Annotated in this window: 25 protein-coding genes and 1 pseudogene; 12 read left to right on the top strand and 14 right to left on the bottom strand. The window is 52.4% G+C overall.

What is annotated here, in order from left to right:
- Window positions 1-233 precede the first annotated feature (233 nt).
- Window positions 234-464, top strand: coding sequence for a YncJ family protein (locus ACLJQD_RS07270; protein WP_001537894.1), 231 nt, complete (start codon window positions 234-236; stop codon window positions 462-464).
- Here the strand turns inward: ACLJQD_RS07270 and ACLJQD_RS07265 are convergent, their stop codons facing one another.
- Window positions 465-2,429, bottom strand: a complete 1,965-nt coding sequence (locus ACLJQD_RS07265; RefSeq protein ID WP_017441327.1) for a peptidase U32 family protein — start codon at window positions 2,427-2,429, stop codon at window positions 465-467. It abuts the gene before it with no gap.
- Between the two features lie 78 nt (window positions 2,430-2,507).
- A complete protein-coding gene (locus ACLJQD_RS07260) occupies window positions 2,508-3,044 on the bottom strand; it encodes a helix-turn-helix domain-containing protein (protein ID WP_017441326.1) in 537 nt (178 codons plus the stop codon).
- A 91-nt stretch (window positions 3,045-3,135) separates the two neighbouring features.
- Here ACLJQD_RS07260 and ACLJQD_RS07255 point away from each other — a divergent pair, with 91 nt between their 5' ends.
- On the top strand, window positions 3,136-4,314 hold the full coding sequence (locus ACLJQD_RS07255; RefSeq protein WP_017441325.1) for a benzoate/H(+) symporter BenE family transporter: 1,179 nt from the start codon (window positions 3,136-3,138) through the stop codon (window positions 4,312-4,314).
- A 53-nt stretch (window positions 4,315-4,367) separates the two neighbouring features.
- Here ACLJQD_RS07255 and ACLJQD_RS07250 read toward each other — a convergent pair whose 3' ends face one another.
- From ACLJQD_RS07250 to tehA, 3 genes are all read right to left on the bottom strand, one after another.
- Window positions 4,368-5,036 (bottom strand): DUF3313 domain-containing protein, encoded by a 669-nt coding sequence (locus ACLJQD_RS07250; protein WP_017441324.1) that lies wholly within the window; start codon window positions 5,034-5,036, stop codon window positions 4,368-4,370.
- A 155-nt stretch (window positions 5,037-5,191) separates the two neighbouring features.
- Window positions 5,192-5,788, bottom strand: a complete 597-nt coding sequence (tehB, locus tag ACLJQD_RS07245) for a tellurite resistance methyltransferase TehB (protein WP_000218277.1) — start codon at window positions 5,786-5,788, stop codon at window positions 5,192-5,194.
- Entirely contained in the window at window positions 5,775-6,788 is a 1,014-nt protein-coding gene (gene tehA, locus ACLJQD_RS07240) for a dicarboxylate transporter/tellurite-resistance protein TehA (protein WP_001244002.1), read from the bottom strand. Before tehA ends, tehB begins: the two co-directional genes overlap by 14 nt.
- 106 nt (window positions 6,789-6,894) lie before the next feature.
- Here tehA and ydcK point away from each other — a divergent pair, with 106 nt between their 5' ends.
- On the top strand, window positions 6,895-7,875 hold the full coding sequence (gene ydcK, locus ACLJQD_RS07235) for a YdcK family protein (protein WP_017441323.1): 981 nt from the start codon (window positions 6,895-6,897) through the stop codon (window positions 7,873-7,875).
- Here the strand turns inward: ydcK and rimL are convergent.
- Window positions 7,872-8,411 carry a 50S ribosomal protein L7/L12-serine acetyltransferase gene (rimL, locus tag ACLJQD_RS07230; protein ID WP_017441322.1) on the bottom strand — a complete coding sequence of 180 codons (540 nt, stop codon included), beginning with the start codon at window positions 8,409-8,411 and terminating at the stop codon, window positions 7,872-7,874. The two genes, ydcK and rimL, sit on opposite strands and share 4 nt — an antisense overlap.
- A gap of 216 nt (window positions 8,412-8,627) precedes the next feature.
- Here rimL and ACLJQD_RS07225 point away from each other — a divergent pair, with 216 nt between their 5' ends.
- The 8 genes from ACLJQD_RS07225 (at window position 8,628) to aac(6') (ending at window position 14,625) form a co-directional block, all read left to right on the top strand.
- The gene (locus ACLJQD_RS07225; protein ID WP_000144619.1) at window positions 8,628-9,746 is read left to right on the top strand and encodes a M42 family metallopeptidase; all 1,119 of its coding nucleotides are present in this window, start codon (window positions 8,628-8,630) and stop codon (window positions 9,744-9,746) included.
- A complete protein-coding gene (sgcB, locus tag ACLJQD_RS07220) occupies window positions 9,743-10,024 on the top strand; it encodes a PTS sugar transporter subunit IIB SgcB (RefSeq protein WP_000976132.1) in 282 nt (93 codons plus the stop codon). The genes ACLJQD_RS07225 and sgcB overlap by 4 nt, the downstream gene beginning before the upstream one ends.
- Before the next feature lie 10 nt (window positions 10,025-10,034).
- Window positions 10,035-11,348 (top strand): PTS sugar transporter subunit IIC SgcC, encoded by a 1,314-nt coding sequence (sgcC, locus tag ACLJQD_RS07215; protein WP_000460835.1) that lies wholly within the window; start codon window positions 10,035-10,037, stop codon window positions 11,346-11,348.
- 13 nt (window positions 11,349-11,361) lie between these two features.
- Window positions 11,362-12,168, top strand: a complete 807-nt coding sequence (sgcQ, locus tag ACLJQD_RS07210) for a BtpA family protein SgcQ (protein WP_000118620.1) — start codon at window positions 11,362-11,364, stop codon at window positions 12,166-12,168.
- Window positions 12,169-12,299: 131 nt separating this feature from the next.
- A complete protein-coding gene (sgcA, locus tag ACLJQD_RS07205) occupies window positions 12,300-12,737 on the top strand; it encodes an SgcA family PTS sugar transporter subunit IIA (RefSeq protein ID WP_000606454.1) in 438 nt (145 codons plus the stop codon).
- Window positions 12,738-12,748: 11 nt separating this feature from the next.
- Entirely contained in the window at window positions 12,749-13,381 is a 633-nt protein-coding gene (locus ACLJQD_RS07200; RefSeq protein ID WP_017441321.1) for a ribulose-phosphate 3 epimerase family protein, read from the top strand.
- A gap of 15 nt (window positions 13,382-13,396) precedes the next feature.
- The gene (locus ACLJQD_RS07195) at window positions 13,397-14,188 is read left to right on the top strand and encodes a DeoR/GlpR family DNA-binding transcription regulator (RefSeq protein ID WP_023195771.1); all 792 of its coding nucleotides are present in this window, start codon (window positions 13,397-13,399) and stop codon (window positions 14,186-14,188) included.
- The gene (gene aac(6'), locus ACLJQD_RS07190) at window positions 14,188-14,625 is read left to right on the top strand and encodes a cryptic aminoglycoside N-acetyltransferase AAC(6')-Iy/Iaa (RefSeq protein ID WP_001649384.1); all 438 of its coding nucleotides are present in this window, start codon (window positions 14,188-14,190) and stop codon (window positions 14,623-14,625) included. Before ACLJQD_RS07195 ends, aac(6') begins: the two co-directional genes overlap by 1 nt.
- A 46-nt stretch (window positions 14,626-14,671) precedes the next feature.
- On the opposite strand, the gene ACLJQD_RS07185 is transcribed toward aac(6'), so the two are convergent.
- From ACLJQD_RS07185 to ACLJQD_RS07165, 5 genes and pseudogenes are all read right to left on the bottom strand, one after another.
- The gene (locus ACLJQD_RS07185) at window positions 14,672-15,874 is read right to left on the bottom strand and encodes a lactate oxidase (protein ID WP_000848084.1); all 1,203 of its coding nucleotides are present in this window, start codon (window positions 15,872-15,874) and stop codon (window positions 14,672-14,674) included.
- An 11-nt stretch (window positions 15,875-15,885) separates the two neighbouring features.
- Window positions 15,886-16,461: a YceI family protein gene (locus tag ACLJQD_RS07180; protein ID WP_001024319.1), complete on the bottom strand. Its 576-nt coding sequence runs from the start codon at window positions 16,459-16,461 to the stop codon at window positions 15,886-15,888.
- Window positions 16,462-16,656: 195 nt separating this feature from the next.
- A complete protein-coding gene (locus ACLJQD_RS07175; RefSeq protein ID WP_017441320.1) occupies window positions 16,657-18,312 on the bottom strand; it encodes a glucan biosynthesis protein D in 1,656 nt (551 codons plus the stop codon).
- Window positions 18,313-18,531: 219 nt separating this feature from the next.
- A pseudogene (locus ACLJQD_RS07170) lies at window positions 18,532-20,040 on the bottom strand (carboxylesterase/lipase family protein).
- 48 nt (window positions 20,041-20,088) lie between these two features.
- Window positions 20,089-21,432, bottom strand: a complete 1,344-nt coding sequence (locus ACLJQD_RS07165; RefSeq protein ID WP_017441319.1) for a VOC family protein — start codon at window positions 21,430-21,432, stop codon at window positions 20,089-20,091.
- A gap of 292 nt (window positions 21,433-21,724) precedes the next feature.
- Between ACLJQD_RS07165 and ACLJQD_RS07160 the strand changes: the two genes are divergently transcribed.
- Window positions 21,725-22,648: a LysR substrate-binding domain-containing protein gene (locus ACLJQD_RS07160; protein ID WP_000414259.1), complete on the top strand. Its 924-nt coding sequence runs from the start codon at window positions 21,725-21,727 to the stop codon at window positions 22,646-22,648.
- 60 nt (window positions 22,649-22,708) lie between these two features.
- On the opposite strand, the gene ACLJQD_RS07155 is transcribed toward ACLJQD_RS07160, so the two are convergent.
- From ACLJQD_RS07155 to ACLJQD_RS07145, 3 genes are all read right to left on the bottom strand, one after another.
- The gene (locus ACLJQD_RS07155; protein WP_000528480.1) at window positions 22,709-24,334 is read right to left on the bottom strand and encodes a methyl-accepting chemotaxis protein; all 1,626 of its coding nucleotides are present in this window, start codon (window positions 24,332-24,334) and stop codon (window positions 22,709-22,711) included.
- Window positions 24,335-24,502: 168 nt separating this feature from the next.
- Window positions 24,503-25,621, bottom strand: coding sequence for an S-(hydroxymethyl)glutathione dehydrogenase/class III alcohol dehydrogenase (locus ACLJQD_RS07150; protein ID WP_017441318.1), 1,119 nt, complete (start codon window positions 25,619-25,621; stop codon window positions 24,503-24,505).
- Window positions 25,622-25,652: 31 nt separating this feature from the next.
- Complete coding sequence (locus ACLJQD_RS07145; protein ID WP_001120770.1) at window positions 25,653-25,928, bottom strand: metal/formaldehyde-sensitive transcriptional repressor; 276 nt, start codon at window positions 25,926-25,928, stop codon at window positions 25,653-25,655.
- Window positions 25,929-25,971: the final 43 nt, after the last annotated feature.

Here is a 25,971-nt window from a genome sequence, read left to right as displayed (position 1 = left end):
TACCAAAACCATCTAATAGAATAACTTTAAAATATACTTCCATGGAATAATGAATTTCGCATGGAGCGAATTGGCTCGTTATTTTTATAATTGAGATACTGAGTATAAGTATATTTTCTCATACAACTTATCGCACTTATTGACAAACCGTTTTCGCTAATTTGAAGTGTTGAATAATAACTCAAAGAAATTATTGGCATCATAGCCTCACGACGTAACTGGAAGGTGGCATGATGTTTACAAAAACGTTATCAGTAGTTTTACTGACCTGTGCGCTGTTTTCAGGCCAGTTACTGGCGAAACAGCAAGACCACGCATTCGTATGGTTTGCGACGGGAGGGCACCAGCTTAGACACGAAGCCGACAGTGATGAATTACGGGCGGCAGCGGAAGAATCAGCGGAAGGCTTGCGCGAGCACCACAACTGGCAGAAATCGCGCAAACCAGAGAGCTATTTTCGTTAATTAAACGCCCCTGCGCTTCGGCAGCGTTTTCATCAGCGCTTCAGGGCTCACTGAAGCGACAACGCTGCCGGGCTGGGGCATTTTTAAGATGTGGTTTTTAATTTTGCCAATGACATGCATTTCGCAAGGGCGGCAGTCGAATTTTAGCGTCAGTACCTCATCGCCATGCACCAACTGCATCGGCGTGGCTTTCCAGCTCTTAATATTTCCTTTCGCCTGCTTTGGACAAAGGTTGAACGCAAAACGCAGGCAGTGTTTGGTGATCATGACCGGTACCTCGCCCTTCTCCTGATGCGCCTCATAGGCCGCATCAATCAATTGTACGCCGTAACGGTGATAAAATTCCCGCGCTTTGTGGTTGTAGACATTAGCGAGAAAGCTGAGATGCGTTTGCGGATAGACCGGCGCAGGCTGCGCCACGGGTTTCCGACGACCTCGTTGATAATGAGCCAGCCGCGCCGCGTCAAGCATATCAATCGCCTCCCGACGGAACTGATTGAGCAGGCTATTTGGCACGAACAACGCCGCCGGTAATGTCACCTGCATATCACGCGCGTAGTAAGGCGTCTGTCCCAGCTTCGCCAGTCCGGCTGTTAGGTTATTCAACGCTTTTTCAGAGTTATTGGCTTCCTCAAATACCTCATCAAGCGTATGCGTGATGCAGACACCGTCTTCACTGGTCAGCGTCAGAATAAGCTGTTCCTGCCAGCCGCCCAGCATGATATCAACCGCCACACGGCGCTCACTGGAGGTTTTTGTCAGCGCTTGCTGCCAGTTATGATCCAGATTACGATTCAACGGATGATGCGGACGGACTTTATGCAGGTCGGCAGGCATATCATTTGGCCAAACGCGGTAGCGGTTATGACCGGTTTTCTCCACCGTATTGGCACGAAAACCCACCACTTCACGCTTAATCAACACGTTCAGACCATCGCCATTCGCCAACGGCTCCGTAGCTTCTACGTCGAGATAATCCTTCGCCACATTCAGCACCTCGCCTACCGGCAAGCCAATAAATTTTGGTGAATCAAATGCGCCAATATCGCCTTTCCGCGCGTTAACAAAATAGTCGGTGCTGCCGCGATGGAAGGTTTTCTCCGTGGAGGGAACAAAAAAGTGCTCGGTCCGACCAACCGACGCACGCGCCAGATCGCCACGTTGCTCGATAATCGCGTCCAGCATCTGACGATAATGCGCGGTGATGTTTTTGACATAGCTCATGTCTTTGTAGCGCCCTTCAATCTTGAAGGAACGTACGCCTGCATCGATCAACGCGCCGAGGTTAGCCGTTTGATCGTTATCTTTCATCGATAGCAAATGTTTTTCGTAAGAGACCACCCGCCCCTGATCGTCTTTTAACGTATACGGTAAACGACAGGCTTGCGAACAGTCGCCCCGATTGGCGCTGCGCCCGGTTTGCGCATGAGAGATATAACACTGCCCAGAATAAGCGACACACAGCGCGCCATGAATGAAGAACTCAATCGTGGCGTCAGTAGCCTGATGAATAGCCGCTATCTGACTCAAATTAAGCTCGCGCGCCAGTACAATCTGTGAAAAACCGACATCGGCAAGAAACTTCGCTTTTTCCACGCTGCGAATATCACACTGTGTACTGGCGTGAAGCTCAATCGGCGGGATATCCAGTTCCAGAATGCCCATATCCTGCACAATCAGCGCATCCACCCCGGTGTTGTACAAATCGGTGATTAACCGCTGCGCGGGCTCCAGCTCATCATCATGCAGGATAGTATTCAGCGTGACAAAAATCCGGGCGCCGTAACGGTGAGCAAACGGGACCAGATCGGCGATATCGCGCAGACTGTTACTGGCGTTATGACGTGCGCCAAAACCGGGTCCGCCGATGTAGACGGCATCTGCGCCATGCAAAATCGCTTCGCGAGCAATTGCGGCGTCACGGGCCGGACTTAACAATTCGAGATAGTGAGGTTGCTGGCGCATACAGTCTTTCTTATCCAATAGCAGCGAAATGGCGGCTATTGTAGTCAGAAGCGCAAACTAACGAAATAGTTTTCCCGCTTAATCACGCGGGTAATGGATCAGCGAGTGAAAATGAACCGTCTGGTCACTACTGTTGCGATAGGTATGCGCCGTATCGCCGGCAAAACGCAAACCTTTACCGGCGTCTATGGTTTGCCATACCCCACCAGTACACATGTCCAGCCGACCCTGAATCACCACCACATGTTCGATAACGCCGGTTTTATGCGGCGCTGATTCGCTGACCGCGCCTGGCGCCAGCAATAGGGAAAAATAGTCAAAACAGAGTTCAGGGTCCCACGGAAACAGCGGTGTGATTACCATCGTTTGCTGCTGGGGATCGAAGGTTGACGGAAATTCGGCCTGCGGAGGCGAAATAAACACTGAGAATGGAACGTTCAGGCCCGTCGCAATTTTCCACAGCGTTGCGACTGTCGGGCTGGATTCATTACGCTCTATCTGCCCCAACATGGCTTTTGAGACGCCGGAAATCTCCGCCAGACGCGATAAACTCCAGCCTCGCTGATGGCGTAACGTTCTTAACGTGGTCGCCAGATAGTGTGTCAGGTTATCCATTTTCCCCCCCTGTAAGACCATAGCGTATCACTTGTACGCTATAACGCACAATGCTACATTGACTGACCGTTATAACGCACAAGAGGCGATCATGCGTCTGTTATCACTGCCGTTACCTACTGTATTATCTGGTCTGGTCGCCGTTCTGGTCGGCTATGCGAGTTCCGCCGCCATTATCTGGCAGGCGGCGCTTGCCGCTGGCGCAACACCCGCAGAGATCGCCGGCTGGATGACCGCCCTCGGTATAGCCATGGGCATAAGCACACTAACGTTAACCTTGTGGTATCGTGCGCCGGTTTTAACCGCCTGGTCAACGCCTGGCGCCGCCCTGTTGGTGACAGGGCTTCAGGGATTATCGTTGCCAGATGCCGTGGGCATATTCATTGTCGCCAATGCCCTGATTGTGCTGTGCGGCGTCACGGGATTGTTTGCGCGTTTGATGCGGATAATCCCCCATTCTCTTGCCGCCGCAATGCTGGCGGGAATACTGCTACGCTTCGGCCTGCAGGCGTTCGGGACGCTCAATGGAGAATTTGTCATGTGCGGCGGTATGCTATTGGCGTGGCTACACTTTAAAGTATTCGCGCCCCGCTATGCCGTTATTGCTGCCATGGTGATGGGAATAACGGTGGCGCTCATCCAGGGTAAGGTGGCGATGAGCGGTATTCATTTCGCGCCGGTGTGGCCCACCTTCGTTCCCCCCCACTTTTCATTCGTTCAAAGCCTGAGCGTCGCGGTACCGCTCTTCCTGGTGACGATGGCATCGCAAAACGCCCCCGGCGTCGCCACAATGAAGGCGTCTGGCTATCAGCTTCCTGTCTCTCCGTTAATGATTTTTACCGGATTGCTGGCGCTGCTGCTTTCGCCATTTGGCGTTTATTCTATCTGCATTGCCGCCATTACAGCCGCCATTTGTCAAAGCCCGGACGCGCACCCCGATCCAACGCGTCGCTGGTTAGCCGCCGCCGCCGCAGGCGTTTTTTATTTACTTGCCGGGTGGTTTGGCGGTTCGATAACCGCGCTGATGGTCGCCCTGCCGGTTAGCTGGGTGCAAATGCTGGCTGGTCTGGCACTGTTAAGTACGATTAGCGGTAGCCTGTATCAGGCGCTTACTCACGAAAATGAGCGTGACGCGGCAGTCATCGCATTTCTCGTCACCGCCAGCGGGCTAACGCTGATGGGCATCGGATCGGCATTCTGGGGGTTGATCGCTGGCGGGATAGGATACGCTGTATTAACGAGAACGCGCCGCCCATCGTTGTCTGGCTGATGGCGACCGCTAATCTGCCGGGGTTTGCGCCATCTTGCGATGGCGCCGCAGAATTATTTTTTGTTAACGTCAAACATAGAGGTATCCGTCGCCATATCATCCACGACCTGTTTCAACGTCTCAAACGCCATTGGCGTACTGGAATTACTCAGGTCTTTACCTTCACCCTGACGTACTACCTTGACGACCGGCTTGTTGGTCGCGGCATCTATCAGTTCACCCTCAAAATAAAGGTGGGTATCCATGGTTCGGTGGCCCGTCGCCATTTGCGTGCCCGCCACAATCAGCGCTACAGGGATTACCTCATAGAATTGTAGCCCTTCTTTGCTGGTATCCACGCCCGTAATCGCCCCGCGGAAAATCAAACTGCGCGGCCCTGGCGTCGTAACCAGCGGTTTGCGCTGTTCAATTGCTGATTTTACTTTACTGTTCGTATAAGCCAGCAGTTTATCAAGAACTTGCTGCCCGACCTGGGTCGTTGGCTTGGGGACGGGATAGTACGTTATCGGATTGTAAACAATATTGTCATAGTTAGAGTCATTGAAATGTGGATCTACCCAGCGCAACACCGGTTTTCCCGTGGCGGAGGTAGTTTCCTGCAGGTCCGAATAATTTTTTAAGAATCCAGAATACTTATCCGGCTGTGTGACTTTAGACGCACAGCCGGATAACGCCAGCAAGCCAGTAAGCACTGCAACTTTAAATAAAGTATGAGTACGCATGAAACGATCCCTTTAGTCTTCGCAATGATGCAAAGGAAATAATAGCAAAACGAAATCATTCTGGATGCACTAAAAATGGTAACGACAGCACAATTTGAACGCGGCGCCCGACAAAAAAATGCCGAACGCAGCGAGACTTACAGAACTTGCATCGCTCAGGCCGTTTTTCTCGCCAGCATCGTAGCAAAGCGCAGTTTGATACGGTTGCCGTTTTCGTCCGTGCGGTGAAGCTCGCCGACATCTTCGTTGTATTTCAGCATGTCCCACCCTTCGTAATAGCGGCGTAATTCGCCTTCTTTAAAAGCGAACGGGAATCCCACCGTACAGGGAAAGTCCGGCGTATCCATTGCCGCAACAATCAAATTATACCCGCCGGTTTTTGTGCAGCGTTGCATATTGGCAATTAAACCGGGAATGGTTTGCGCCTCAAGAAACATCATAACCACCGTCGAGAGAATAAAATCGTACTCGCCGTCAAAGGTCAATGTATTCAGATCGACAATGTCGGTTTGCAGATTATCCAGCCCCTCTGCCGCTTTAATACGCTCAAGGTTAGCCATACTGGCCGGATTTTTATCCCACGCGGTAACGTCATAACCGTTCGCGGCCAGATACAGACTATTGCGGCCATTGCCACATCCCAAATCCAGCGTTCGGCCTGGCGCGACAACCTTTGCCGCCGCCAGCACATCCGAATGCGTGCGGGTTAATCCGTATTTCTCAGTAAAGTAATTTTCGTCACGAACGGTCATTTTTTTCCTCCGTTTTCAACAGTGCAGCGCGCTCAGTGCGAATAAGCAACGTCCCCTGCACCAGCAATAGAAATGTACGAACCAGCAATAAGGCGATAATAGCGTTAGTGAAAATAAACAGCGGGACGGCCAGAATATGGAAAAGCCCTGATTCACTACCGTGACCAAGATGTAACCCCGTGGTCGCCAGCGCGGAAACGCCGAACGAAAAACTCCAGAAGGAAGCATTAAACGGTTGTGATAAATACCAGGGCATTAATCGCAGCATAAATAAAAGCTGTAACAGACCGTAGCCGAATAACATTTTCGCCAGCGTGTCGCCCTCCCCGCCATTGACGCTCAGCCAGGCGCTACAGGCGACCAGCGCGGGCGCCAGTTGGATACCCAGCGACGTACGCAGCACCGCCGGTAATTCGCCGCAGCTACGCAGTCGCTGCAAAATAACCGGCTCCAGACTTAACCACGAAAAGACGCCTGCGCCTAAAAACACCAGTCCTGCATCATTGTAACCGAGCGCTCCACAGGCCATAGCGCTGATAAAATTATTCGCTACCGTGGGCAGATAAAGCCCCGGGGTTGTCGCTTCTTCCGGATGCGCTCCGCGCCAAAGTCCCGCCGTCTGCCAGGCGGCATACGCCAGTTGTATGACGACCCCCACGCTGAATAGCGCAACGGCCAACGGGCGATACCAGGGAACGAAACCGATCGCGACCAGCATCGTGGTGGCGGGAAACAGGCTGACAAAACTGCTCATTACCGGATGTCGCACTTCAGCCATCACGCTATGGGGAAAGCGCACCAGACGGCTAAGGAACGCCAGGGTCAAGAGTGCCCAAATAATCATCGCCAGGATCACCATGATGTCGCCGGGCCAGTGGCTTATTCCCCATATCTGGCTGGCATAACGCCAGGCGAATCCCATACCGATAGTGCCAAGGACGATGCCAAAATAGCCCGCAGGCAGATTGAGCACGCGATCGCTCTGCTTGTGATTACGCATTTTGTTTAATTTATAAAGTATATTTGAAATGCATTTTATGGAATTTCTGGTTGTTTCGCCAGTACCTTTGCTACGGTTATCTTAATCGTTCACACGGAATTTCCCTATGATCAAATATCGACTGAGTGAGGAACCTCGTGCTTTTACTTATCAGGTAGACGGTGAGAAGAAAAGCGTCTTATTACGACAAGTTATTGCCGTAACGGATTTTAACGATGTTAAAGCCGGAACCTCCGGCGGCTGGGTTGATGCCGATAATGTGCTGTCACAACAGGGGGATTGCTGGATTTATGATGAAAACGCGATGGCCTTTGCGGGCACGGAAATTACGGGTAACGCGCGTATCACGCAGCCGTGCACGCTCTACAATAACGTGCGAATAGGCGATAACGTCTGGATTGATCGCGCTGATATCAGCGATGGCGCACGGATAAGTGACAACGTCACCATTCAGTCCTCTTCCGTGCGCGGAGAGTGTGCGATTTATGGCGATGCCCGCGTGTTAAACCAGTCAGAAATTCTCGCCGTTCAGGGACTAACGCATGAACATGCGCAGATTTTACAAATTTACGATCGCGCCACCGTGAACCATTCGCGGATTGTCCATCAGGTACAGCTTTATGGCGACGCCACTATCACACTCGCTTTTATTGAGCACCGGGCGGAGGTCTTTGATTTCGCGCTCATCGAAGGCAACAAAGACAATAATGTCTGGATCTGTGACTGCGCCAAAGTCTATGGCCATGCGCGGGTTATCGCCGGCACAGAGGAAGATGCTATCCCTACCCTTCGCTACAGCTCACAGGTAGCGGAACATGCGTTAATCGAAGGCAACTGTGTGTTAAAACATCATGTGCTGGTAGGCGGACATGCTGAGGTACGCGGAGGCCCGATTTTACTGGACGACCGCGTGCTGATTGAAGGCCATGCCTGTATACAGGGCGAAATTCTGATTGAGCACCAGGTCGAGATTAGCGGACGGGCGGCGGTGATAGCCTTTGACGGCAATACTATTCACCTGCGCGGCCCAAAAGTGATCAATGGCGAGGATCGTATTACGCGTACCCCCTTAGTCGGTTCCCTTTAATCCGCATCAATAATGCGGGCATACATATTAACGTCGTGATAGTCGCCGTTAAGATACTCCGCCTGCTTCATACAGCCTTCCAGCGTAAAATGGTTGCGCCGTGCGACTGCGTTACTGGCCTGATTATCAACGCGGCATTTAATGACGAAGCGCCGAATATCGCCGCGCCGGGCATAATGTGTCATCAGCGCCTGTAATGATTGCGACATTATCCCTTGTCCCTGGAGGGACTCATCCAGCCAGTAACCGATATAGGCGGCTTTGTTTATCGGTTCGATGGCATTAAATGAGAGTACGCCCGCCATCTCATTCTGGCAGAAAATCAGGTACATTTGGGCGTAACCACGCTGGTGCAACAGCATATTACCCTGCACATGCTTACGCGTTTCCTCCTGCGACGTGACATATTGCGGCCAGTCGAGCGACTGTTGTAGCCACGCTTTGTTTTTGAGTACCAGTTGGTGCAGCGCCGGAACATGACTTTCATCTGCCGCTTGTAGTTCCAGCGTCGTGCTAACAGGAATAATTTCCACCATCGCGTTGCCCTTCTTCGTTGTTGGTCGTAATCACATAAATAGCCTGGTTTACCGATAACCCGCAGGTGATATGAGCGTTTTTATTGTATCGCCATCACATTATTTTTTATTGGCCATATTTAGCGTATTTCCGCGTGACACATTTCACACTTATCCAACCATTCTCCGCCTATAAAACGCTCAACGACTGATTGTTTTATCACCACGGAGACGCCAATGACCTTTTCTGTGCAGGAAACGCTTTTTTCTTTACTGCGGCTAAACGGGATTTCAGGACATGAAAGCAGTATTGCAAACGTTATGCAGCACGCGTTTGAACAGCAGGCCAAAGACGTCTGGCGGGATCGCTTAGGCAATGTCGTCGCCCGTTATGGCAGCGATAAACCCGACGCGCTTCGCCTGATGATTTTTGCGCATATGGATGAAGTGGGTTTTATGGTACGCAAGATCGAACCCTCCGGTTTTTTACGTTTTGAACGCGTGGGCGGCCCGGCGCAAATTACTATGCCCGGTTCGATTGTGACGCTTGCCGGACGTTCAGGCGATATCATGGGCTGTATCGGTATTAAAGCATATCACTTCGCGAAGGGTGACGAGCGCACCCAGCCACCCGCTCTCGATAAACTCTGGATTGATATCGGCGCAAAAGATAAAGCGGATGCCGAACGAATGGGTATTCAGGTGGGGACGCCAGTAACCCTTTACAACCCGCCGCACTGTCTGGGCAACGACCTGGTGTGCAGTAAGGCGCTGGATGACAGGCTGGGGTGTACGGCGCTACTGGGCGTCGCCGAGGCTATCGCCTCCACACCGCTTGATATCGCGGTATTCCTGGTCGCGTCGGTACAGGAAGAGTTCAATATTCGCGGTATTATTCCCGTTTTACGACGCGTGCGCCCCGACCTGGCGATTGGTATTGATATCACCCCCTCCTGCGACACGCCTGACCTGCAGGATTACTCGGATGTGCGGGTCAACCACGGCGTCGGCATCACCTGTCTGAACTATCACGGACGCGGTACGTTGGCGGGACTGATTACGCCGCCGCGTTTGCTGCGGATGCTGGAGACCACCGCGCACGAAAATAATATTCCCGTACAGCGAGAAGTCGCGCCAGGCGTCATCACCGAAACCGGCTACATTCAGGTTGAACTGGACGGTATTCCCTGCGCCAGTCTTTCTATTCCCTGCCGCTATACCCACTCGCCAGCCGAAGTCGCCAGCCTGCGCGACCTGGCTGATTGTATCCGTTTACTGACTGCGCTGGCCAATATGTCGCCAGAGCAGTTTCCCATTGAGCCTGAAACAGGCGCTACACAAGAGGCACGACCATGATGAAGAAGATCCTTGTGGCATGTGGTACCGGCATGTCGACATCAACCATGATTGCACAAAAACTGCAGGACTTTCTTGCGGAGCAAGGCATTGCGGCAACCACGGCGCAATGTTGTCTGAATGAGATCCCGTTGAACTGTAACGGTATGGATCTCATCGTAACGTCCATGCGTACGCACAGTGACTATGGCATCCCGACGCTCAACGGCGCCGCCCTGCTGACAGGCATCAACGACGACGCATTAAAACAAGAAATCAAGGCGCTGTTAACACAATAAAGGGGGCATTATGTTTGATTACATCCTGTCTCTCGGCGGCACCGTTTTTGTGCCCATCATTATGATTATCATCGGCTTAATCTTTCGTATTCCCTGGCTGCAGGCAGTGAAAGCCGGGGTGACGGTCGGCATCGGTTTTGTCGGCATGGGGTTGGTGATCGTCATGGCGATCGACAGTCTCAGTCCGCCGATTAAAGTGATGATTGAGCGTTTTGGCCTGACGCTGCATGTGTTTGACGTCGGCGCCGGGCCCGCATCCGGCGTCGGCTATGCGACGGCCATCGGCGCGATGATCATTCCCGTTATCTTTCTGCTCAACGTCGGTATGCTGGTGACTCGTCTGACCAAAACCATGAACGTTGATATTTATAACTACTGGCACTACGCCATTACCGGAACGGTCGTCCAGTTGATGACCGGCAGTCTGATTTATGGCGTACTGGGCGCGATTTGCCACGCCGCCTTGTCGTTGAAAATGGCCGACTGGACGGCGAAACGGGTACAGAACATTGTGGGTCTGGAAGGGATTTCTATTCCGCAAGGGTATGGCTCCAGTTCCGTGCCGTTGTTCGTATTGCTGGATGCGATATACGAAAAAATACCGTTTATGAAAGGACGCAATATAGACGCTCAGGAGATCCAAAAACGGTATGGGATGGTCGGCGACCCGGTGATCATTGGCGTTGTTCTCGGGCTGATCTTCGGACTTGCCGCAGGCGAAGGCTTTAAAGGGTGCGCAACCTTAATGATTACCGTGGCGGCGATTATGGTGCTGTTTCCGCGCATGATTCGCCTTATCGTTGAGGGATTAATGCCCATTTCCGACGGCGCGCGTAAGTTCTTCCAGAAACACTTTAAAGGGCGCGAAGTCTTTATCGGTCTGGATACCGCAGTGACGTTAGGCCACCCGACCACCATCGCGGTTGGACTGCTGTTAATTCCCATCATGTTAATTCTGGCGAGCATACTGCCGGGCAATAAAGTCCTGCCGCTGGCTGATTTACCGGTCGCGCCATTTTTTATCTGCATGGCCACAGTTATTCATCGCGGCGATCTGATTCGTACTCTGCTCAGCGGCATCATTGTCATGATTACCGTTTTGCTGATCGCCACCCAGTTCGCGCCGTACTTTACCGATATGGCGCTCAAAGGCGGCTTTAGCTTCGCCGCTGAAAACGCGCAAATTACCGCGCTGTCGGTGGGAAATATGTTTGGCTGGTCAATATCTGAATTGATGTCGCTGGGCATGATTGGCGTGGTTATTGTGGTCGGCATTGTCGCCAGCATCATACTTGTCTTACGTAAACGTGAACTACCGGAATAAGGAGCAACCCAGAATGAGTTGGCTAAAAGAGGTAATAGGAACAGAAAAAGCCGTTATCGCCATGTGCCATTTACGGGCGTTGCCGGGCGATCCCGGGTTCGATACCAGGAAAGGCATGAACTGGGTAATTGACCGCGCCCATGACGATTTAATGGCGCTACAAAATGGCGGCGTGGATGCGGTGATGTTCTCCAACGAATTTAGTCTGCCTTATTTAACGAAAGTCAGACCGGAAACGACCACCGCGATGGCAAGAATCATCGGTCAGTTAATGAGTGAAATTCGCGTACCGTTTGGGGTAAACGTGTTGTGGGACCCTGTGGCCTCGTTTGATTTGGCAATGGCGACCGACGCAAAATTTATTCGCGAAATTTTCACCGGCGCTTACGCCAGCGATTTTGGCGTCTGGGATACGAATGTCGGCGAAACCATTCGCCATCAGCATCGCATCGGCGCAAGTCACGTGAAAACGCTGTTTAACATCGTGCCGGAAGCGGCGGTGTATCTGGGAAACCGGGATGTCTGTTCAATTGCGAAATCGACCGTATTTAACAATAACCCCGATGCCCTGTGCGTCTCGGGGCTGACGGCGGGCGCCCGCACGGATAGCGCCATACTGAAGCGGGTAAAAGAGACCGTTCCCGACACGGTCGTGCTGGCGAATACCGGGGTGTGTCTGGAAAACGTCGAGGAGCAGCTCTGCATTGCCGACGGATGCGTAACGGCAACCACGTTTAAAAAAGACGGCGTCTTCGCCAACTTTGTCGACCAGGCGCGCGTGGCGAAGTTTATGGAGAAAGTACGCCATATCCGACAATAAAATGGGGATAAGCAAAACGCTTATCCCCTGCAGAGAGCGATAACTCTTCTGCCGATCTCCGTCGCCTTCGCCAAAAGACACGCCGGGGATCGGTTTCAGAGTAACCCGAACCGGCAAGGAGTCAACGATCGATGATTAATGATGTTAAGTGGGTTCAGGCGCAACGCCATGCCAGCGACTGGCGACACGCGCTGGATATCGCCGTTCGTCCGCTGATTACCTTCGGCGCGGCGGCCCCCTGCTACCTGGACGGTATTATTGAGAACACCCTTAAATGGGGGCCATATTATCTTATCGCGCCGGGGATTGCGCTGCCCCATGCCAGACCGGAGCAAGGCGCTAACCATAATCAAATCAGCGTCACTACGTTAGCAACGCCGGTCGCTTTCGGCAATGCGGATTGCGATCCCATCTGGCTGTTGCTTTGCGCCAGCGCCACGGATGCCGAAGCACATATTCGCACCATTCAACGCATCAGCCAGTGGCTCGACTCGCCGGAAAGCGTCGCGATGCTGCAAGATGCGCCAAATGACGCCGCGCTTTTCGCGCAATTAACCGCATTGCGCTGATGGAGGTTTCGATGATCCTGCACCCTTCACTGGCCTCCGCCGATCCGCTGCGCTATGCCGAGGCGTTGACCGCTTTACACGATGCGCCTATCGGCTCGCTGCATCTGGATATCGAAGATACCAGTTTCATCAACAATATTACCTTCGGTATGAAAACCATTCAGGCAGTCGCACAATACACTCGCCATCCGCTCTCATTGCACCTGATGGTCTCATCACCGCAACGCTGGCTACCCTGGCTTGCAGCTATCCGCCCCGGCTGGATTTTCATTCATGCCGAAAGCGTGCAAAACCCCTCAGAGATTCTGGCGGATATTCGCGCTATCGGGGCGAAAGCAGGACTGGCGCTTAACCCGGCAACGCCGCTATTGCCTTATCGTTATCTGGCATTGCAACTGGATGCGCTGATGATCATGACCAGCGAACCCGACGGGCGCGGGCAGCAATTTATCGCCGCGATGTGTGAAAAAGTGAGCCAAAGCAGAGAGCATTTCCCTGCTGCGGAATGCTGGGCGGACGGCGGTATTACACTTCGCGCCGCACGGCTGCTTGCCGCCGCAGGCGCACAGCATCTGGTGATTGGCCGGGCGTTATTCACGACGGCGAACTATGATGTGACGTTGTCACAATTCACCGCGCTATAAAGGAGTCATATGCTGATGAGCCAACAGCGCCCTGACCGTATCAAACAGATGTTGCATTACCTTTGGCAACACAGGCACCTCTCAACACAGCAAGCTATTGAGCTTTTTGGCTATGCAGAGGCAACCGTGCGCCGGGATTTTCACTATATTGCCAGCCGTTATCCCGGTATGGTTCGCGGCCATGGTTGTATTGACTTCGACGACAGTACGGAAGATAAAGAATATGTTTTCGACGTTAAGCGAACGTTACAAAGCGAGGCGAAACGCGAAATCGCCGCCCTCGCCCGCACGTTCATCAAGGATGGAGACTGCTTTTTTCTCGACTCCGGCTCCACCTGTCTGGAACTGGCAAAATGTCTGGTCGACGCCAAAGTAAAAGTCATTTGCAATGACATCAAAATCGCTAATGAACTGGGGGGCTTCCCACACGTAGAGAGTTACATTATCGGCGGACTGATTCGCCCCGGTTACTTTTCGGTGGGCGAGAGTCTGGCGCTGGAGATGATTAACGCCTTTGCCGTTGAACGCGCCTTTATCTCCTGCGATGCGCTGTCGATTGAAACGGGCATCACCAACGCTACCATGTTTGAAGTGGGCGTTAAAACGCGCATTATTCAGCGCTCACGCGAGGTCATATTGATGGCCGATCACTCAAAGTTTGATACTGTAGAACCCCATGCGGTGGCGACGCTGTCCTGTATTACTACCATTCTTAGCGACAGTGCGCTCCCGTCTGCTATCGCCCGACGTTATCAGCAAGCGGGATGCCGTCTCATCATGTCAGACCCCTCATCAGGAGTGCGTTAATGGACATCAGGCAAATGAACAGAACCCATCTGGATCACTGGCGCGGATTGCGAAAACAGCTCTGGCCTGGTCACCCGGATGACGCCCATCTGGCGGACGGCGAAGAAATTCTGCAAGCCGATCATCTGGCATCATTTATTGCGATGGCAGACGGGGTGGCGATTGGCTTTGCGGATGCCTCAATCCGCCACGATTATGTCAATGGCTGTGACAGTTCGCCCGTGGCTTTTCTTGAAGGTATTTTTGTTCTCCCCTCGTTCCGTCAACGCGGCGTAGCGAAACAATTGATTGCAGCGGTGCAACGATGGGGAACGAATAAAGGGTGTCGGGAAATGGCCTCTGATACCACGCCGGAAAATACAATTTCCCAGAAAGTTCACCAGGCGTTAGGATTTGAGGAAACAGAGCGCGTCATTTTCTACCGAAAGCGTTGTTGAGGGAAATCATACAGGAAAAGGTCGGGTATAGTACCCGACCTTTATATTACTGGGGCAGATCTTTTTCAGTTAACAAGCGTGTCGTTTTCACTTGTTCAATATTTCTGGCGCCACCCAACATCATGTTAATTGTCAGCTCTTTGTTTAGCTGTTCAATCACTGATGCCACACCCTGAGCGCCGCCAAGATTAAGACCGTATAATACAGGCCGGCCAACCGCCACAATATCCGCCCCGCTGGCTAACGCTTTGAATACGTGCGAACCACGGCGTACTCCACTGTCAAAAATAACAGGCACTCGCTTGTTGACGACTTTTGCAATCGCAGGAAGCATATCGAATGAGGACGGCCCGCTGTCTAATTGACGGCCACCATGGTTAGAAACCCATATTCCTGCGGCCCCGGCCTGGATAGCAATTTCAGCATCCTCCGGCGACTGAATGCCTTTTACGATAACCGGCAGACCGGAAATACGATGTACATAGGCAATATCCTCCGGCGTAAAGGCTTGTTTAGCCTGCGCGTAAATTTCACTTATCCCTGCCCCTTTGCCGGTTTTTGAACCATCGTCATTTTTTCTGGCGAACATTTCCAGGTTTGCAAAGCCCAACGGGAACTGGAAGTTATTTTTAATATCTTCTTCCCGATAACCACCGACAGGCGAATCTACGGTCAGAATAATCGCTTTAGCGCCATGCTTTACCGCTTGTGCAAGAATAAATTCGTTAAATTGATTATTCTTACTCATATAAAGCTGGAAGAAGAACGGATTTTTCCCGGAAACGTTAGCCACCTCTTCGATGGTCTTGTTGCCATAAGTGCTCAACGAGAAAATCGAACCGACCTGCGCCATGCCTTTCGCCGTTGCCAACTCTCCGGAGGCGTGGGCCAGGCCCTGTGCTGCCATCGGTGCCTGGATTATAGGCGTTTTAAGCGGAATACCCAGTAGCTGCGTTGATAAATCGATCTCTTTTAACTCAATGCCCTGTAATACGCGCGGCATAATATATTTTTTGTCAAAGCTTTCGGTGTTGCTGCGAAGGTTATTCTCATCTTCGGCTCCACCGCGAATATAACCAAATGCCCCTTTCTCCATTCTGGCTTGAACGCGCGCTTCCAGAGAGGCTACGTTCGTCATTTTTATTGCTTTTTCGTCCGTGCTGGCTTTGTACTCTTCTGCATAAGCCAGGCCTGACGTTGCCAACATCGCCAGCGAGGCTACTACCCGAATGAGGTGATGAGTTTTCATCATTATTCCTTTTATTGCTTAACCGCTTCTGCCTGGATTTTTATATCGACAACTTTCGTCATCCCCATATCGACCAGATAATCTACCCCCCATTGGGTGCGATCTATTTGCGTGACAAAATCACCACCGCAAACCTGCGCCTTGAATATCGGGCTCATATAACAGCCAAACTTGGTGGTGGTTAAGGTGACGGGCTTAGTTACTCCCTTCATTGTTAACAAACCGTCAATAGAAACTGGTTTATTATCTTCAAAATGCCATTTTGTCGATTTAAATACTATTTCTGGATATTTTTCCGCATCCAGAATATCGCTACTGCGAATATGGTTATCAAACGCATCCACCCCGGTATTTAAGGCGCTCACGGGAATCGTCACACGCATCTCTGCGACTTGCTTTTCCGGCTGATATTTCAGTTCGCCGCTAATAGCATAAAACCCGCCATGATTGGTTGAGGTCTGGAAATGATCGATATTAAATACCGCATTGGTATGCGTATTATCAAATTTATATACATCTGCATGAGCAGCACTTAATAAACCCAGAGACAGGACAGCACCAAGAAAACTCTTTTTCATTATATTCACTTTATATCTTAAATAAGGTGAAGTTATCTTAATGTTCCCTGTCCGCAGGATCGAGAGGGATAAACAGGAAGGACTGTTGCAAAAATAGAACGATGGAAAGGCCGTGTCACAAAAACAGCGGCTCACGAATGGGTTTATGTCAGGGCAATTTCGGGAACCTGTACCGCCTTTGTGGCGGTACAGAAGGCAAACTGACTAACGCATGATACGATCGTCGACATAACGGCGCTTATCCGGCGCGGGGGGGAAATACTGATACAGCCAGGTTTCGCTGATAGCCTCCCCCTGGCAGCGCAGGAACATACGCATATCCACCGGTGCCGTAGAATCCGAGGTCGGATACCAGTCAAACTGGATACGATAACCGTCGAAAGGCTCAACGTAGAGGATCTCAATCTGCTTCGCCTCGCCACTGGAAAGCGTAATTACCGGCTCAATGCCTTTTGGCGCGGCCGCTTTCAGATCGCCGCCGACAAAATCAATAGCAAAACGGCGCGCCCATTTATCCGGGTAATGTTCGCCCGGCGCCCAACCCTCGGGAAATCCGCCCATCCCTGTACGGGTCGCCATGACCCGCGCAAGCGGCGATCGTACCGGCGGCTGCGCGCTCCAGTACAAACGATAATTGAACACCAGCGCATCCCCGGCTTTGATCGCTTTTTCCGGCTGCCAGAAACAGACCACATTATCCAGAGTTTCGCCAGTGGTTGGGATCTCCATCAGGCTAACTGCACCTTTCCCCCACTTACTGCGCGGCTCCACCCACAGGCTCGGACGTTTGTTGTACCAGCCCATCACATCCTGATAATGCGAGAAATCGCGATCGAGTTGCAGCAGGCCGAACCCTTTTGGGTTATCGTCCATATATGCATTGAACTGCAATTTCTGCGGATTATTCAGCGGGCGGCAAATCCACTCGCCGTTACCCCGCCACATCGCCAGCCGATCGGAATCGTGAATTTGCGGATGAATGGTGTCGCATACCCGACGTTCATTATTCCCGCAGCTAAACATACTGGTCATCGGCGCAATGCCAAGTTGCTTAATATCTTTACGGGCATAGAGATGGTTTTCTACATCCATGATCACCTGCGATTTTTCGCAATGGATCACAAATTTATACGCGCCCGTCACGCTGGCGCTGTCCAGCAGAGCGTAAACGGTAAACGTAGTATCGCCCGGCTTGGCGGTGTCAAACCAGAATGCGGTGAAGTCAGGGAACTCTTCCTGACCGTCAGTATAGGTATCTATCGCCAGCCCGCGAGCCGACAGGCCATACTGATAAGTATCATCTACCGCCCGGAAGTAACTGGCGCCCAGGAAGGAGACGACATCGCGCCGCGCCAGTTCCGGTGCTTTAAAGACACGGAAACCGGCGAAACCGAGATCGCTCTGCCCTTCCAGTTGCGTCGTGTCGACGCCGGCATCGTTGTATTTAAACAGTTCCGGGCGAAAATGAATCTCGCGAGCAAGATGCGTCGTCGTATCAACGGAAAACATGCGTACGCGACGACGGAAGCCCATCCCTACGTGGAAAAACTGAATATCGAGCTGCCGGTTGGCAACACCGTTCCAGAGTGAATGCGCCGCGTCATACTGAATGCTGTTATAGGCCTGCGGCGTCAGATTGGCGAGCGTATCCGGCAAGGGTCCCGGCGCGCCACCCCAGGGCTTTTTCGCTAACGCCTGGGCCATTGATTGCAGACCAGCAAAATCAAAACGGACAATTTTACCATCCGCAATATCGGATTCCGCGGCAAACGCCGCCTGAGAAAAGAGTGAAGCAATACCGCTGGAACCGCACACGGCGGCCATTGCCATTGAACCTTTAATAAATCGTCTACGATTCATACCTGAAAATGAGTCCTTCTGGTCTTGTGAATGGTCCCGCGCTGGTTTTTTCAGCAGCAAGAATGTGCCCGTTTCTGACCGCTCACTCTAGACAAAATTCATTAATAATCCAATTGTTGGTCGCCTGGAAACTGTGCAAAAGCGTAAATATTTTATGTCGATAAGAACCGACCGAATCGGATGTAAACCTCACGCAGCATTCTTCAGGTTATGAAAAGTTTATTCCAGACTAACGTGATGTTTCATGACTCGTTTAAACAGCGCCAGACGCGCACGCATAAAGCGGTTTTCCACTTTAAAACCGGCAAGTTTGTTCAGCCCAATCCGCAACAGACGATCTCGCCCCCGAATGCTGGCGGGCCAGCGAACCGGGCCGTGCAGCACGTCGCGCGTGCGGCTGGCATGACGAGCGAAATTCACCCAGTAATCCGCCACCTGCGAGGCAAAGGCCAGGTCATTCTCATTCACATAATGGCATGTGGGCTCAGCCCGCGTTAACGTATCGAATACATACGGTATTTCATTGCCATGACAGGCACCATTCGCGTAGGTGTTATGCTCCGCTTCGGCGACATAATCAAACCAGTAACGCCAGCACGGTTCGCCGATCCGCTGCTGCGCTTGCATGACGACATAATCCAACGTGGTAAATACCATATCCCGACAGACCTGCCGCCCTAGTGCTTCGTCGCCTTTCACTCCAGGATAAAGCAGCCGGATTAACCCCAGGCCAACACGCCGCTCACGGCGCATTTTTTGAATTTGACCGGCAATATCGACGCCAAAAACTGCCAATACGCTGGCTTCATCGCTATTCTAGCCGATCATCACCGGTATCGGATGCTGTTTCGCCGCAAAGAAGGTTTCCAGCATCGGATGCGGCAGCACGACGTCGCCGGAAATCGGCGTTGGCGCAATTTTAAAAGGCGCGTCCAGCGGCCAAAACGTCTCTGCCGGTAAAGCGCGTAGCTGTTCGGCAGTGGCATGGGCTAAGCCAAGATGTTCTGCCAGCGCAACGCCTTTTTTTAGCGCCACCTCGCGGGGCGTATCCGGCAGCGTATAACCACTCTGAATAATCGCTTTATGAAAAAGCCCCTTCGCCAACGGCGAAGCCATCAACGACAGCACGCTGCGGGCGCCGGCGGATTCGCCAAATAACGTCACATTCTGCGTATCGCCGCCAAACGCGGCAATATTGTCCTGCACCCAACGCAGCGCAGCGATTTGATCGAGTAAAGCGAAATTATGAATACACTCCGCCCCTTCGCCTTCCAGCGCCGGATGCGCGAAAAAGCCCAGATGGCCAAGCCGATAATTGACCGTCACCACGATCGAGCCGCGCTTCGCCAGCGCTTGACCGTCATAGGGCGGCAAACTCCCCGCGCCAATGGTGTAACCGCCGCCGTGTAGCCAGACCATGACCGGCAACGGTTCATGACGTACGGCGGGAGCCCAGACGTTCAGGTAGAGACAGTCTTCGGAAAAATTTCCCGGATCGCCGCCGCCGAGTTCGCGACACCAGGAAATATCCTGCCAACTGGCGCAGGAGAAACAATCCGCCTGGCGCACATCCTGCCAGGGCGTAACAGGCTGCGGCGCACGCCAGCGTAGCTCCCCTGTTGGCGGCGCGGCATAAGGTATACCGCGCCAGATATGGATTTCTTCCTGTACGACGCCCACGATTTTACCGTGACGCGTCGCCACCAGCGGGATGGAGGGATTCAACATAACGCCTTCCTTTTACAGTATCCTCACAGCCTGTGAAGCTTACCGCTTTTAAAGCAGACCGCAACGGCGTTTACTGCGTTCTTCCGCTTCCTGATATAACGAAAATGCATCCCGTACTGCACATCCCAGCGCCTGTTCAAAGGCGTCGCGGCTGGCATTACCGTGGCTTCTTGCCAGCGTTTCATTTCCCAAATTCGACTGAAAAATGCCGGCTGCGCTGACCGGAAGAAAATCTTCATAGGTAATCGGCTGCGCGATCACCCAACCGCGCTCAATAAGCGGCTGCGGATCGTCGCCAGGATGGATCGCCTGACGATGCGCCTCGCCGGAAGGCGTTAAGCGATAGCGGAACCAGGCAAGCCCCTGCTGGCGAAGCAGAAATTCGCTATCCGGAAAGGCGTTAAAGACCTCCCGCAAATGGAGTTGATGCGTGAAGTTATCCTTACCCGTTCCCGCCTTGTGCAACAGTTCGTCATATAATCGACGACCTTTTGGCGTCAGCGCGACGCCACGTTGCTCAATTTCGCCGAAGCGCGCCGTGTGCGTACCCTGCTTTTCATCAACGAAGAGCACCTGCTCTTCCAGGGCTTTGAAACTGGTTTGCCGCAACAGAATAGGCACTTCGCGGCGAGGCGGACCTTCGATAAGAATTTTAGGCGTAATGCCGCACTCCGGCATCATGGCCTGTACCCGGTCGATATCCAGAGTACGCGGCGTCAGATGGTTAATGTGACATCCCGGAAAACAGACCACGTCGGCAATTAAACGATGCTCACGATGCAGGCTGCGGTACGTTTCTTCATCAACGGTAGCCTGACGATGCCAGCGAAAAGTCTCCAGCGTTTCACGGACAAATTCTTCGGCCTGAGCAGCATTAAAACCGCCCTGCTCGTCGTACTCATCCAGCAATTGTCGGCAGCGCGATGTAAAAATATCCCGCTGCGATAAGATTTCCGCCGCCCGCTGGCGTAATGCCGCGTTTTCAATGAGCTCCAGGCGTAATAGCGAAGTGAACATGCGAAAGGGATTACGCGAGAGCGAAGCCTCGTCAATGGGACGAAATGCCGTGGAGTGCACAGGCACGCCCGCCTGAGAGAGATCGTAATAACTTACTGGGTACATCCCCATGATGGCGAATATCCGACGCAAGGTAGAAAGTTCTTCTGCGGTACCAACACGAATGGCGCCATGTCGTTCCACGTTCAATCGCGCCAGTTCATCGGCATTAGCCAACTGCTCATGCAGTTTGGGATTATTTTCCAGCACCGCCAGATTCACGTCAGCCACAAGTTCCAGTAACGTACCGTACTGCGGAACTTCCTGCTGGTACATTGCCGACATTGCCTGCGAAAAGTGTTCCCGAATCTCATCTGCCGTGATGGTGTTCGCCATAATGTCATGCCTCCAGTGAATGTTACCTGGAGTGTAGAAAACCTCATCCATTCCGGGGAGAAGAATTTATAAAGTGTGATCCGGTCTGAATTCATTATGCAGAACGGATTGACATGAGTTGGCATATCCCCGACCAGATCGCGGCTTAACATGCTTAACGGCAGTTGAATCATCAGTAAAATAAAACAGTTGTAACTTGAAATGGTAAAATGTTAATAATATTTTGCTATCAGGTTATCAAAAACAAACAACTTTACTTGTCACCCGCACGGCTCTGTTTTTAACATCGCTTATGGAAAAAAATGGTCTGTTTAGTCAGCGCATTCGGTTGCGCCACCTTCATACATTTGTCGCCGTTGCGCAACAGGGAACGCTGGGGCGCGCGGCTGAAACCCTTAACCTGAGCCAGCCAGCGCTTTCTAAAACGCTGAACGAACTGGAACAACTCACCGGAACCCGTCTGTTCGAACGCGGGCGACTGGGCGCGCAATTAACGGTTCCTGGCGAACAATTTTTGACTCATGCGGTAAAAGTATTAGATGCATTGAATACCGCCGGGCAGGCGCTGAATCGCAAAGAGGACGCCAGCGCCGATGTGGTGCGTGTTGGCGCGCTCCCTACCGCTGCGCTGGGTATACTCCCGGCGGCTATTGGGCGGTTCCATCAACAGCAAAAATCGACCTCGTTACAGGTCGCGACCATGAACAATACGATGTTGCTTGCAGGTCTGAAATCAGGCGAGATCGATCTGGGTATTGGCCGCATGTCAGACCCGGAATTAATGGGCGGTTTAAATTACGAACTGCTGTTTTTAGAATCGCTTAAATTAGTGGTACGCCCCGGTCATCCCCTGTTACAGGAGACGATCACGCTCAGTCGGGTTATGGAGTGGCCGGTAGTCGTCTCGCCAAAAGGCACGGTACCGCGCCAGAATGCGGAAGCCCTGTTGCAAAGCCAGGGGTGTAAAATGCCTGCCGGATGTATCGAAACGCTATCCGCATCGTTATCACGACAACTGACCGTAGATTACGATTACGTCTGGTTCGTCCCCTCTGGCGCGGTTAAAGAAGATCTTCGCCAGGCGACGCTGGTCTCATTACCCGTGCCGACCCAGAGCGCGGGCGAGCCGATAGGTATTCTTACGCGAGTTGATATCCCGCTCTCAACCGGGGCGCAAATGCTGATTGCGGCGATCCGTAAATCGATGCCGCTGTGATAGCGGCTGTCGGAGAATAAACGCGCCCGCGGCTAAAATAGCCCGCTGGCGCGACGCTTACTAAAGGAAGGATGATCGCATCGTCGCGCCAGTATCCTGTAAATGAAACGCATCAACGGCTTGCGTCAAGCGGGCGGCCTGTTCTTCAAGCGAAGCCGCCGCCGCGGACGCCTCTTCGACCAGCGACGCGTTTTGTTGCGTAACCTTGTCCATCTCAGAAATCGCCTGACTGACCTGAACAATACCGCGACTTTGCTCATCAGAGGCTGCCGCGATATCGAGCATAATATCGGTGACGCGTTTGACGGCATCCACAATCTCATTCATGGTGCTCCCCGCAGCGATAACCTCTTCAGATCCTTGTTCAATCAGGCTGACCGATGCGCCGATCAAGCCTTCAATCTCTTTTGCCGCCTGCGCGCTGCGACTGGCGAGGGTACGAACCTCACTGGCGACCACCGCAAAACCGCGTCCTTGTTCCCCGGCGCGTGCCGCCTCGACCGCCGCGTTCAGCGCCAGAATGTTGGTCTGGAAAGCGATACTGTTAATGACGGCGGTAATTTCCGAGATTTTTTTCGAGCTGGTGGAAATATTCCCCATCGTTTGTACGACCCCGGAAACCATCTGGCCTCCGCGACTGGCTTTACCGGAAGCATCTTCCGCCAGTTTGCTGGCGTGATGCGCATTATCCGCATTCTGCTTAACGGTTGCCGTCAACTGTTCCATACTGGCCGCGGTTTGTTCAATGGCGGCAGCCTGCTGTTCAGTACGAGAAGATAAATCCGTATTACCAGCAGTAATTTCGCTGGTGCCTCGATAAATTTCCTCCGCCCCCTGACGCACCGCCCCTACCGTTTGTTGCAACGCATGCTGCATCTGCTGAAGATGATGGCTCAGGCGACCAATTTCACTGCGTCCTGTGGGCTCGTCAGCCATGGTCAGATCGCCCGCCGCAATGCGTTCGATACGTGACGCAGACTGCTGCAAGGGTTGTATCACCGTGCGACGCAGTACCATGAAGGTCATTAACGTCAATACCAGCGCCAACGTAAATGCGCCAATCATAAACATCATACCGAGCCGGGTACGTTGGTAAGCCTGCTCGCTAAGTAGTCTTGCCCGCTCGGTGCGCAGTTCAATCGCTTTCAACAGGACATGGTTATATGCGGCATCCAGTTGTTTTGCCTGCTCGTTTTCATGATTAATGATCGCTTCGAACATGCCATTTTTGGCAAATTTCAGCATCGGTTGCAGGCCGTTGATATAGGCGGTGTAGCGGGCGTTTAACTCGTTATCCAATGCGTCATCGGCGGGTGTTTTCACCGCTCTGGACATATAAGCGTTAAAGCCGTCCTGAGACTGCTTGATCCGCGTTTCCGCAGCGGCAATATTGGCTTTCATTTCATCCATTTCAGCAATCCGGCTCGCCGCGCCAGCGTGGATCATATTGATACGTGCGGTACGTAAGTGGTTAGCGCTGTTGGATAATCCCATCCGTACCTGAATCTCGTCCGTGACATCACGCTGATCGCGATCGGCCTGTAACAGAAAATAGCCTGCCAGCCCGGCGCTCAAAGCAAAAAGAAGAAGGATGCCACCGAGAATGGAGGAAAACAGCGGAACCAGCCGAATATGATGCAGGAAGCCCAGTTTATGCGAGGCTTGCATCGAGAATGTGTTGCCCATGACCGTCGACTCTCTTGTAGGTTTTATGCGTAAAACACGCCCGTTAGATAGTCATCGGCACTTCGTGACGTTTGCTTACCGCGAAAAGCATCGCCTTCGTCACATTTTCACAACATTCATTCCAGAAAATTCAGAAAAGCGCCAGCGGAAAATCCGCTGGCGGATGAATCAGTTATCGCTAAAGTGGATAACAGTACGGATGGATTTACCCTGATGCATCAGTTCAAAGGCATCGTTAATCTGCTCCAGCGGCAGGCGGTGAGTAATAAAAGGATCTAAATGGATTTTACCGTTCATCGCATCTTCTACCATCCCTGGCAGCTGCGTGCGCCCTTTCACGCCGCCAAAGGCGGAGCCACGCCAGACGCGACCGGTCACTAGCTGGAAGGGACGGGTTTTGATTTCCTGCCCTGCCCCCGCTACGCCAATAATAATGCTTTCGCCCCAGCCTTTATGACAACATTCCAGCGCTGCTCGCATCACGTTAACGTTGCCGATACATTCAAAACTGAAATCTACGCCGCCATCAGTAAGCTCAACAATAACGTCCTGGATCGGTTTGTCGTAATCATTCGGATTAATAAAGTCCGTGGCCCCCATTTCGCCCGCCAGCGTAAATTTTTCCGGATTCGTGTCGACAGCTAAAATACGCCCGGCTTTAGCCTGAACCGCGCCCTGAATAACCGCCAGCCCAATACCGCCTAAACCAAAAACGGCAACGGTGTCGCCCGCTTTCACTTTAGCGGTGTTATGGACGGCGCCAATACCCGTCGTCACGCCGCAGCCCAACAGACACACTTTATCCAGCGGCGCCTGCGGGTTCACTTTCGCCAGAGAAATTTCCGCGCAAACAGTATATTCGCTGAACGTGCTGGTTCCCATATAGTGATAAACGGGTTCGCCGTTATAAGAAAAGCGGGTAGTGCCATCCGGCATCAGCCCTTTTCCCTGAGTGGCGCGTACGGCCTGACAAAGGTTAGTTTTACCGGACTTACAGAACTTACACTCGCCGCATTCCGCCGTGTACAGTGGAATAACATGGTCGCCGGGTTTCAGGCTGGTGACCCCCTCGCCGACCTCGACTACCACGCCGCCGCCTTCGTGCCCCAGGACTGCCGGGAATACGCCTTCCGGATCATCGCCGGAAAGGGTAAAAGCATCGGTATGGCAAACGCCGGTATGAGTGATTTTGACCAGAACTTCGCCTTTTTTCGGCGGCGCAACGTCAATCTCGACAATTTTTAACGGCTGACCGGGACCAAAAGCAACTGCTGCACGTGATTTCATATATCTCTTCCTGTTACGGTGAGGGAAATTGTTATTTTAGATAAGCGCGAAGAAGATGACCGATTTCCGCCATCCGAACCGCGCGCTGATCTGGCGTAGTTTCCCCGCTGACCAGCTCATCTTTCAGATGGATTTCAACCATTTCACTCATCAGGCCATTAGACGCGCCGCGCACGGCGGCAATCTGTTGCAGAATCGCCAGACAAGGTTCGCCAGACTCAAGCGCCCGCTCCAGCGCTTCGACCTGCCCGCGTATGCGACGAACACGGGTAAGGATACGTTTTTTATCTTCAGGTGAATGCGGCATTCGACCTCCATATACTATAGGGGGGTATACTATCATAATTTAA

Origin of the sequence: Salmonella sp. SAL04214 (assembly GCF_046550615.1) — a bacterium.
Lineage (GTDB): Bacteria > Pseudomonadota > Gammaproteobacteria > Enterobacterales > Enterobacteriaceae > Salmonella > Salmonella enterica.
This window is presented reverse-complemented; position numbering and strand designations above follow the sequence as displayed.

Bases quoted from the DNA above. Each gene is read 5' to 3' on its own strand.
- ydcK (WP_017441323.1), top strand. From the start codon at position 6,895: ATGATCAAATATCGACTGAGTGAGGAACCTCGTGCTTTTACTTATCAG.
- ACLJQD_RS07200 (WP_017441321.1), top strand. From the start codon at position 12,749: ATGATCCTGCACCCTTCACTGGCCTCCGCCGATCCGCTGCGCTATGCC.
- ACLJQD_RS07195 (WP_023195771.1), top strand. From the start codon at position 13,397: ATGAGCCAACAGCGCCCTGACCGTATCAAACAGATGTTGCATTACCTT.
- ACLJQD_RS07150 (WP_017441318.1), bottom strand. From the start codon at position 25,621: ATGAAATCACGTGCAGCAGTTGCTTTTGGTCCCGGTCAGCCGTTAAAA.
- sgcB (WP_000976132.1), top strand. From the start codon at position 9,743: ATGATGAAGAAGATCCTTGTGGCATGTGGTACCGGCATGTCGACATCA.
- ACLJQD_RS07250 (WP_017441324.1), bottom strand. From the start codon at position 5,036: ATGCGTACTCATACTTTATTTAAAGTTGCAGTGCTTACTGGCTTGCTG.
- sgcQ (WP_000118620.1), top strand. From the start codon at position 11,362: ATGAGTTGGCTAAAAGAGGTAATAGGAACAGAAAAAGCCGTTATCGCC.
- tehA (WP_001244002.1), bottom strand. From the start codon at position 6,788: ATGCGTAATCACAAGCAGAGCGATCGCGTGCTCAATCTGCCTGCGGGC.
- ACLJQD_RS07165 (WP_017441319.1), bottom strand. From the start codon at position 21,432: ATGGCGAACACCATCACGGCAGATGAGATTCGGGAACACTTTTCGCAG.
- ACLJQD_RS07185 (WP_000848084.1), bottom strand. From the start codon at position 15,874: ATGAAAACTCATCACCTCATTCGGGTAGTAGCCTCGCTGGCGATGTTG.
- sgcC (WP_000460835.1), top strand. From the start codon at position 10,035: ATGTTTGATTACATCCTGTCTCTCGGCGGCACCGTTTTTGTGCCCATC.
- ACLJQD_RS07255 (WP_017441325.1), top strand. From the start codon at position 3,136: ATGCGTCTGTTATCACTGCCGTTACCTACTGTATTATCTGGTCTGGTC.
- ACLJQD_RS07155 (WP_000528480.1), bottom strand. From the start codon at position 24,334: ATGGGCAACACATTCTCGATGCAAGCCTCGCATAAACTGGGCTTCCTG.
- ACLJQD_RS07175 (WP_017441320.1), bottom strand. From the start codon at position 18,312: ATGAATCGTAGACGATTTATTAAAGGTTCAATGGCAATGGCCGCCGTG.
- sgcA (WP_000606454.1), top strand. From the start codon at position 12,300: ATGATTAATGATGTTAAGTGGGTTCAGGCGCAACGCCATGCCAGCGAC.
- ACLJQD_RS07160 (WP_000414259.1), top strand. From the start codon at position 21,725: ATGGAAAAAAATGGTCTGTTTAGTCAGCGCATTCGGTTGCGCCACCTT.
- ACLJQD_RS07225 (WP_000144619.1), top strand. From the start codon at position 8,628: ATGACCTTTTCTGTGCAGGAAACGCTTTTTTCTTTACTGCGGCTAAAC.
- tehB (WP_000218277.1), bottom strand. From the start codon at position 5,788: ATGACCGTTCGTGACGAAAATTACTTTACTGAGAAATACGGATTAACC.
- rimL (WP_017441322.1), bottom strand. From the start codon at position 8,411: ATGGTGGAAATTATTCCTGTTAGCACGACGCTGGAACTACAAGCGGCA.
- ACLJQD_RS07145 (WP_001120770.1), bottom strand. From the start codon at position 25,928: ATGCCGCATTCACCTGAAGATAAAAAACGTATCCTTACCCGTGTTCGT.
- ACLJQD_RS07270 (WP_001537894.1), top strand. From the start codon at position 234: ATGTTTACAAAAACGTTATCAGTAGTTTTACTGACCTGTGCGCTGTTT.
- ACLJQD_RS07260 (WP_017441326.1), bottom strand. From the start codon at position 3,044: ATGGATAACCTGACACACTATCTGGCGACCACGTTAAGAACGTTACGC.
- ACLJQD_RS07265 (WP_017441327.1), bottom strand. From the start codon at position 2,429: ATGCGCCAGCAACCTCACTATCTCGAATTGTTAAGTCCGGCCCGTGAC.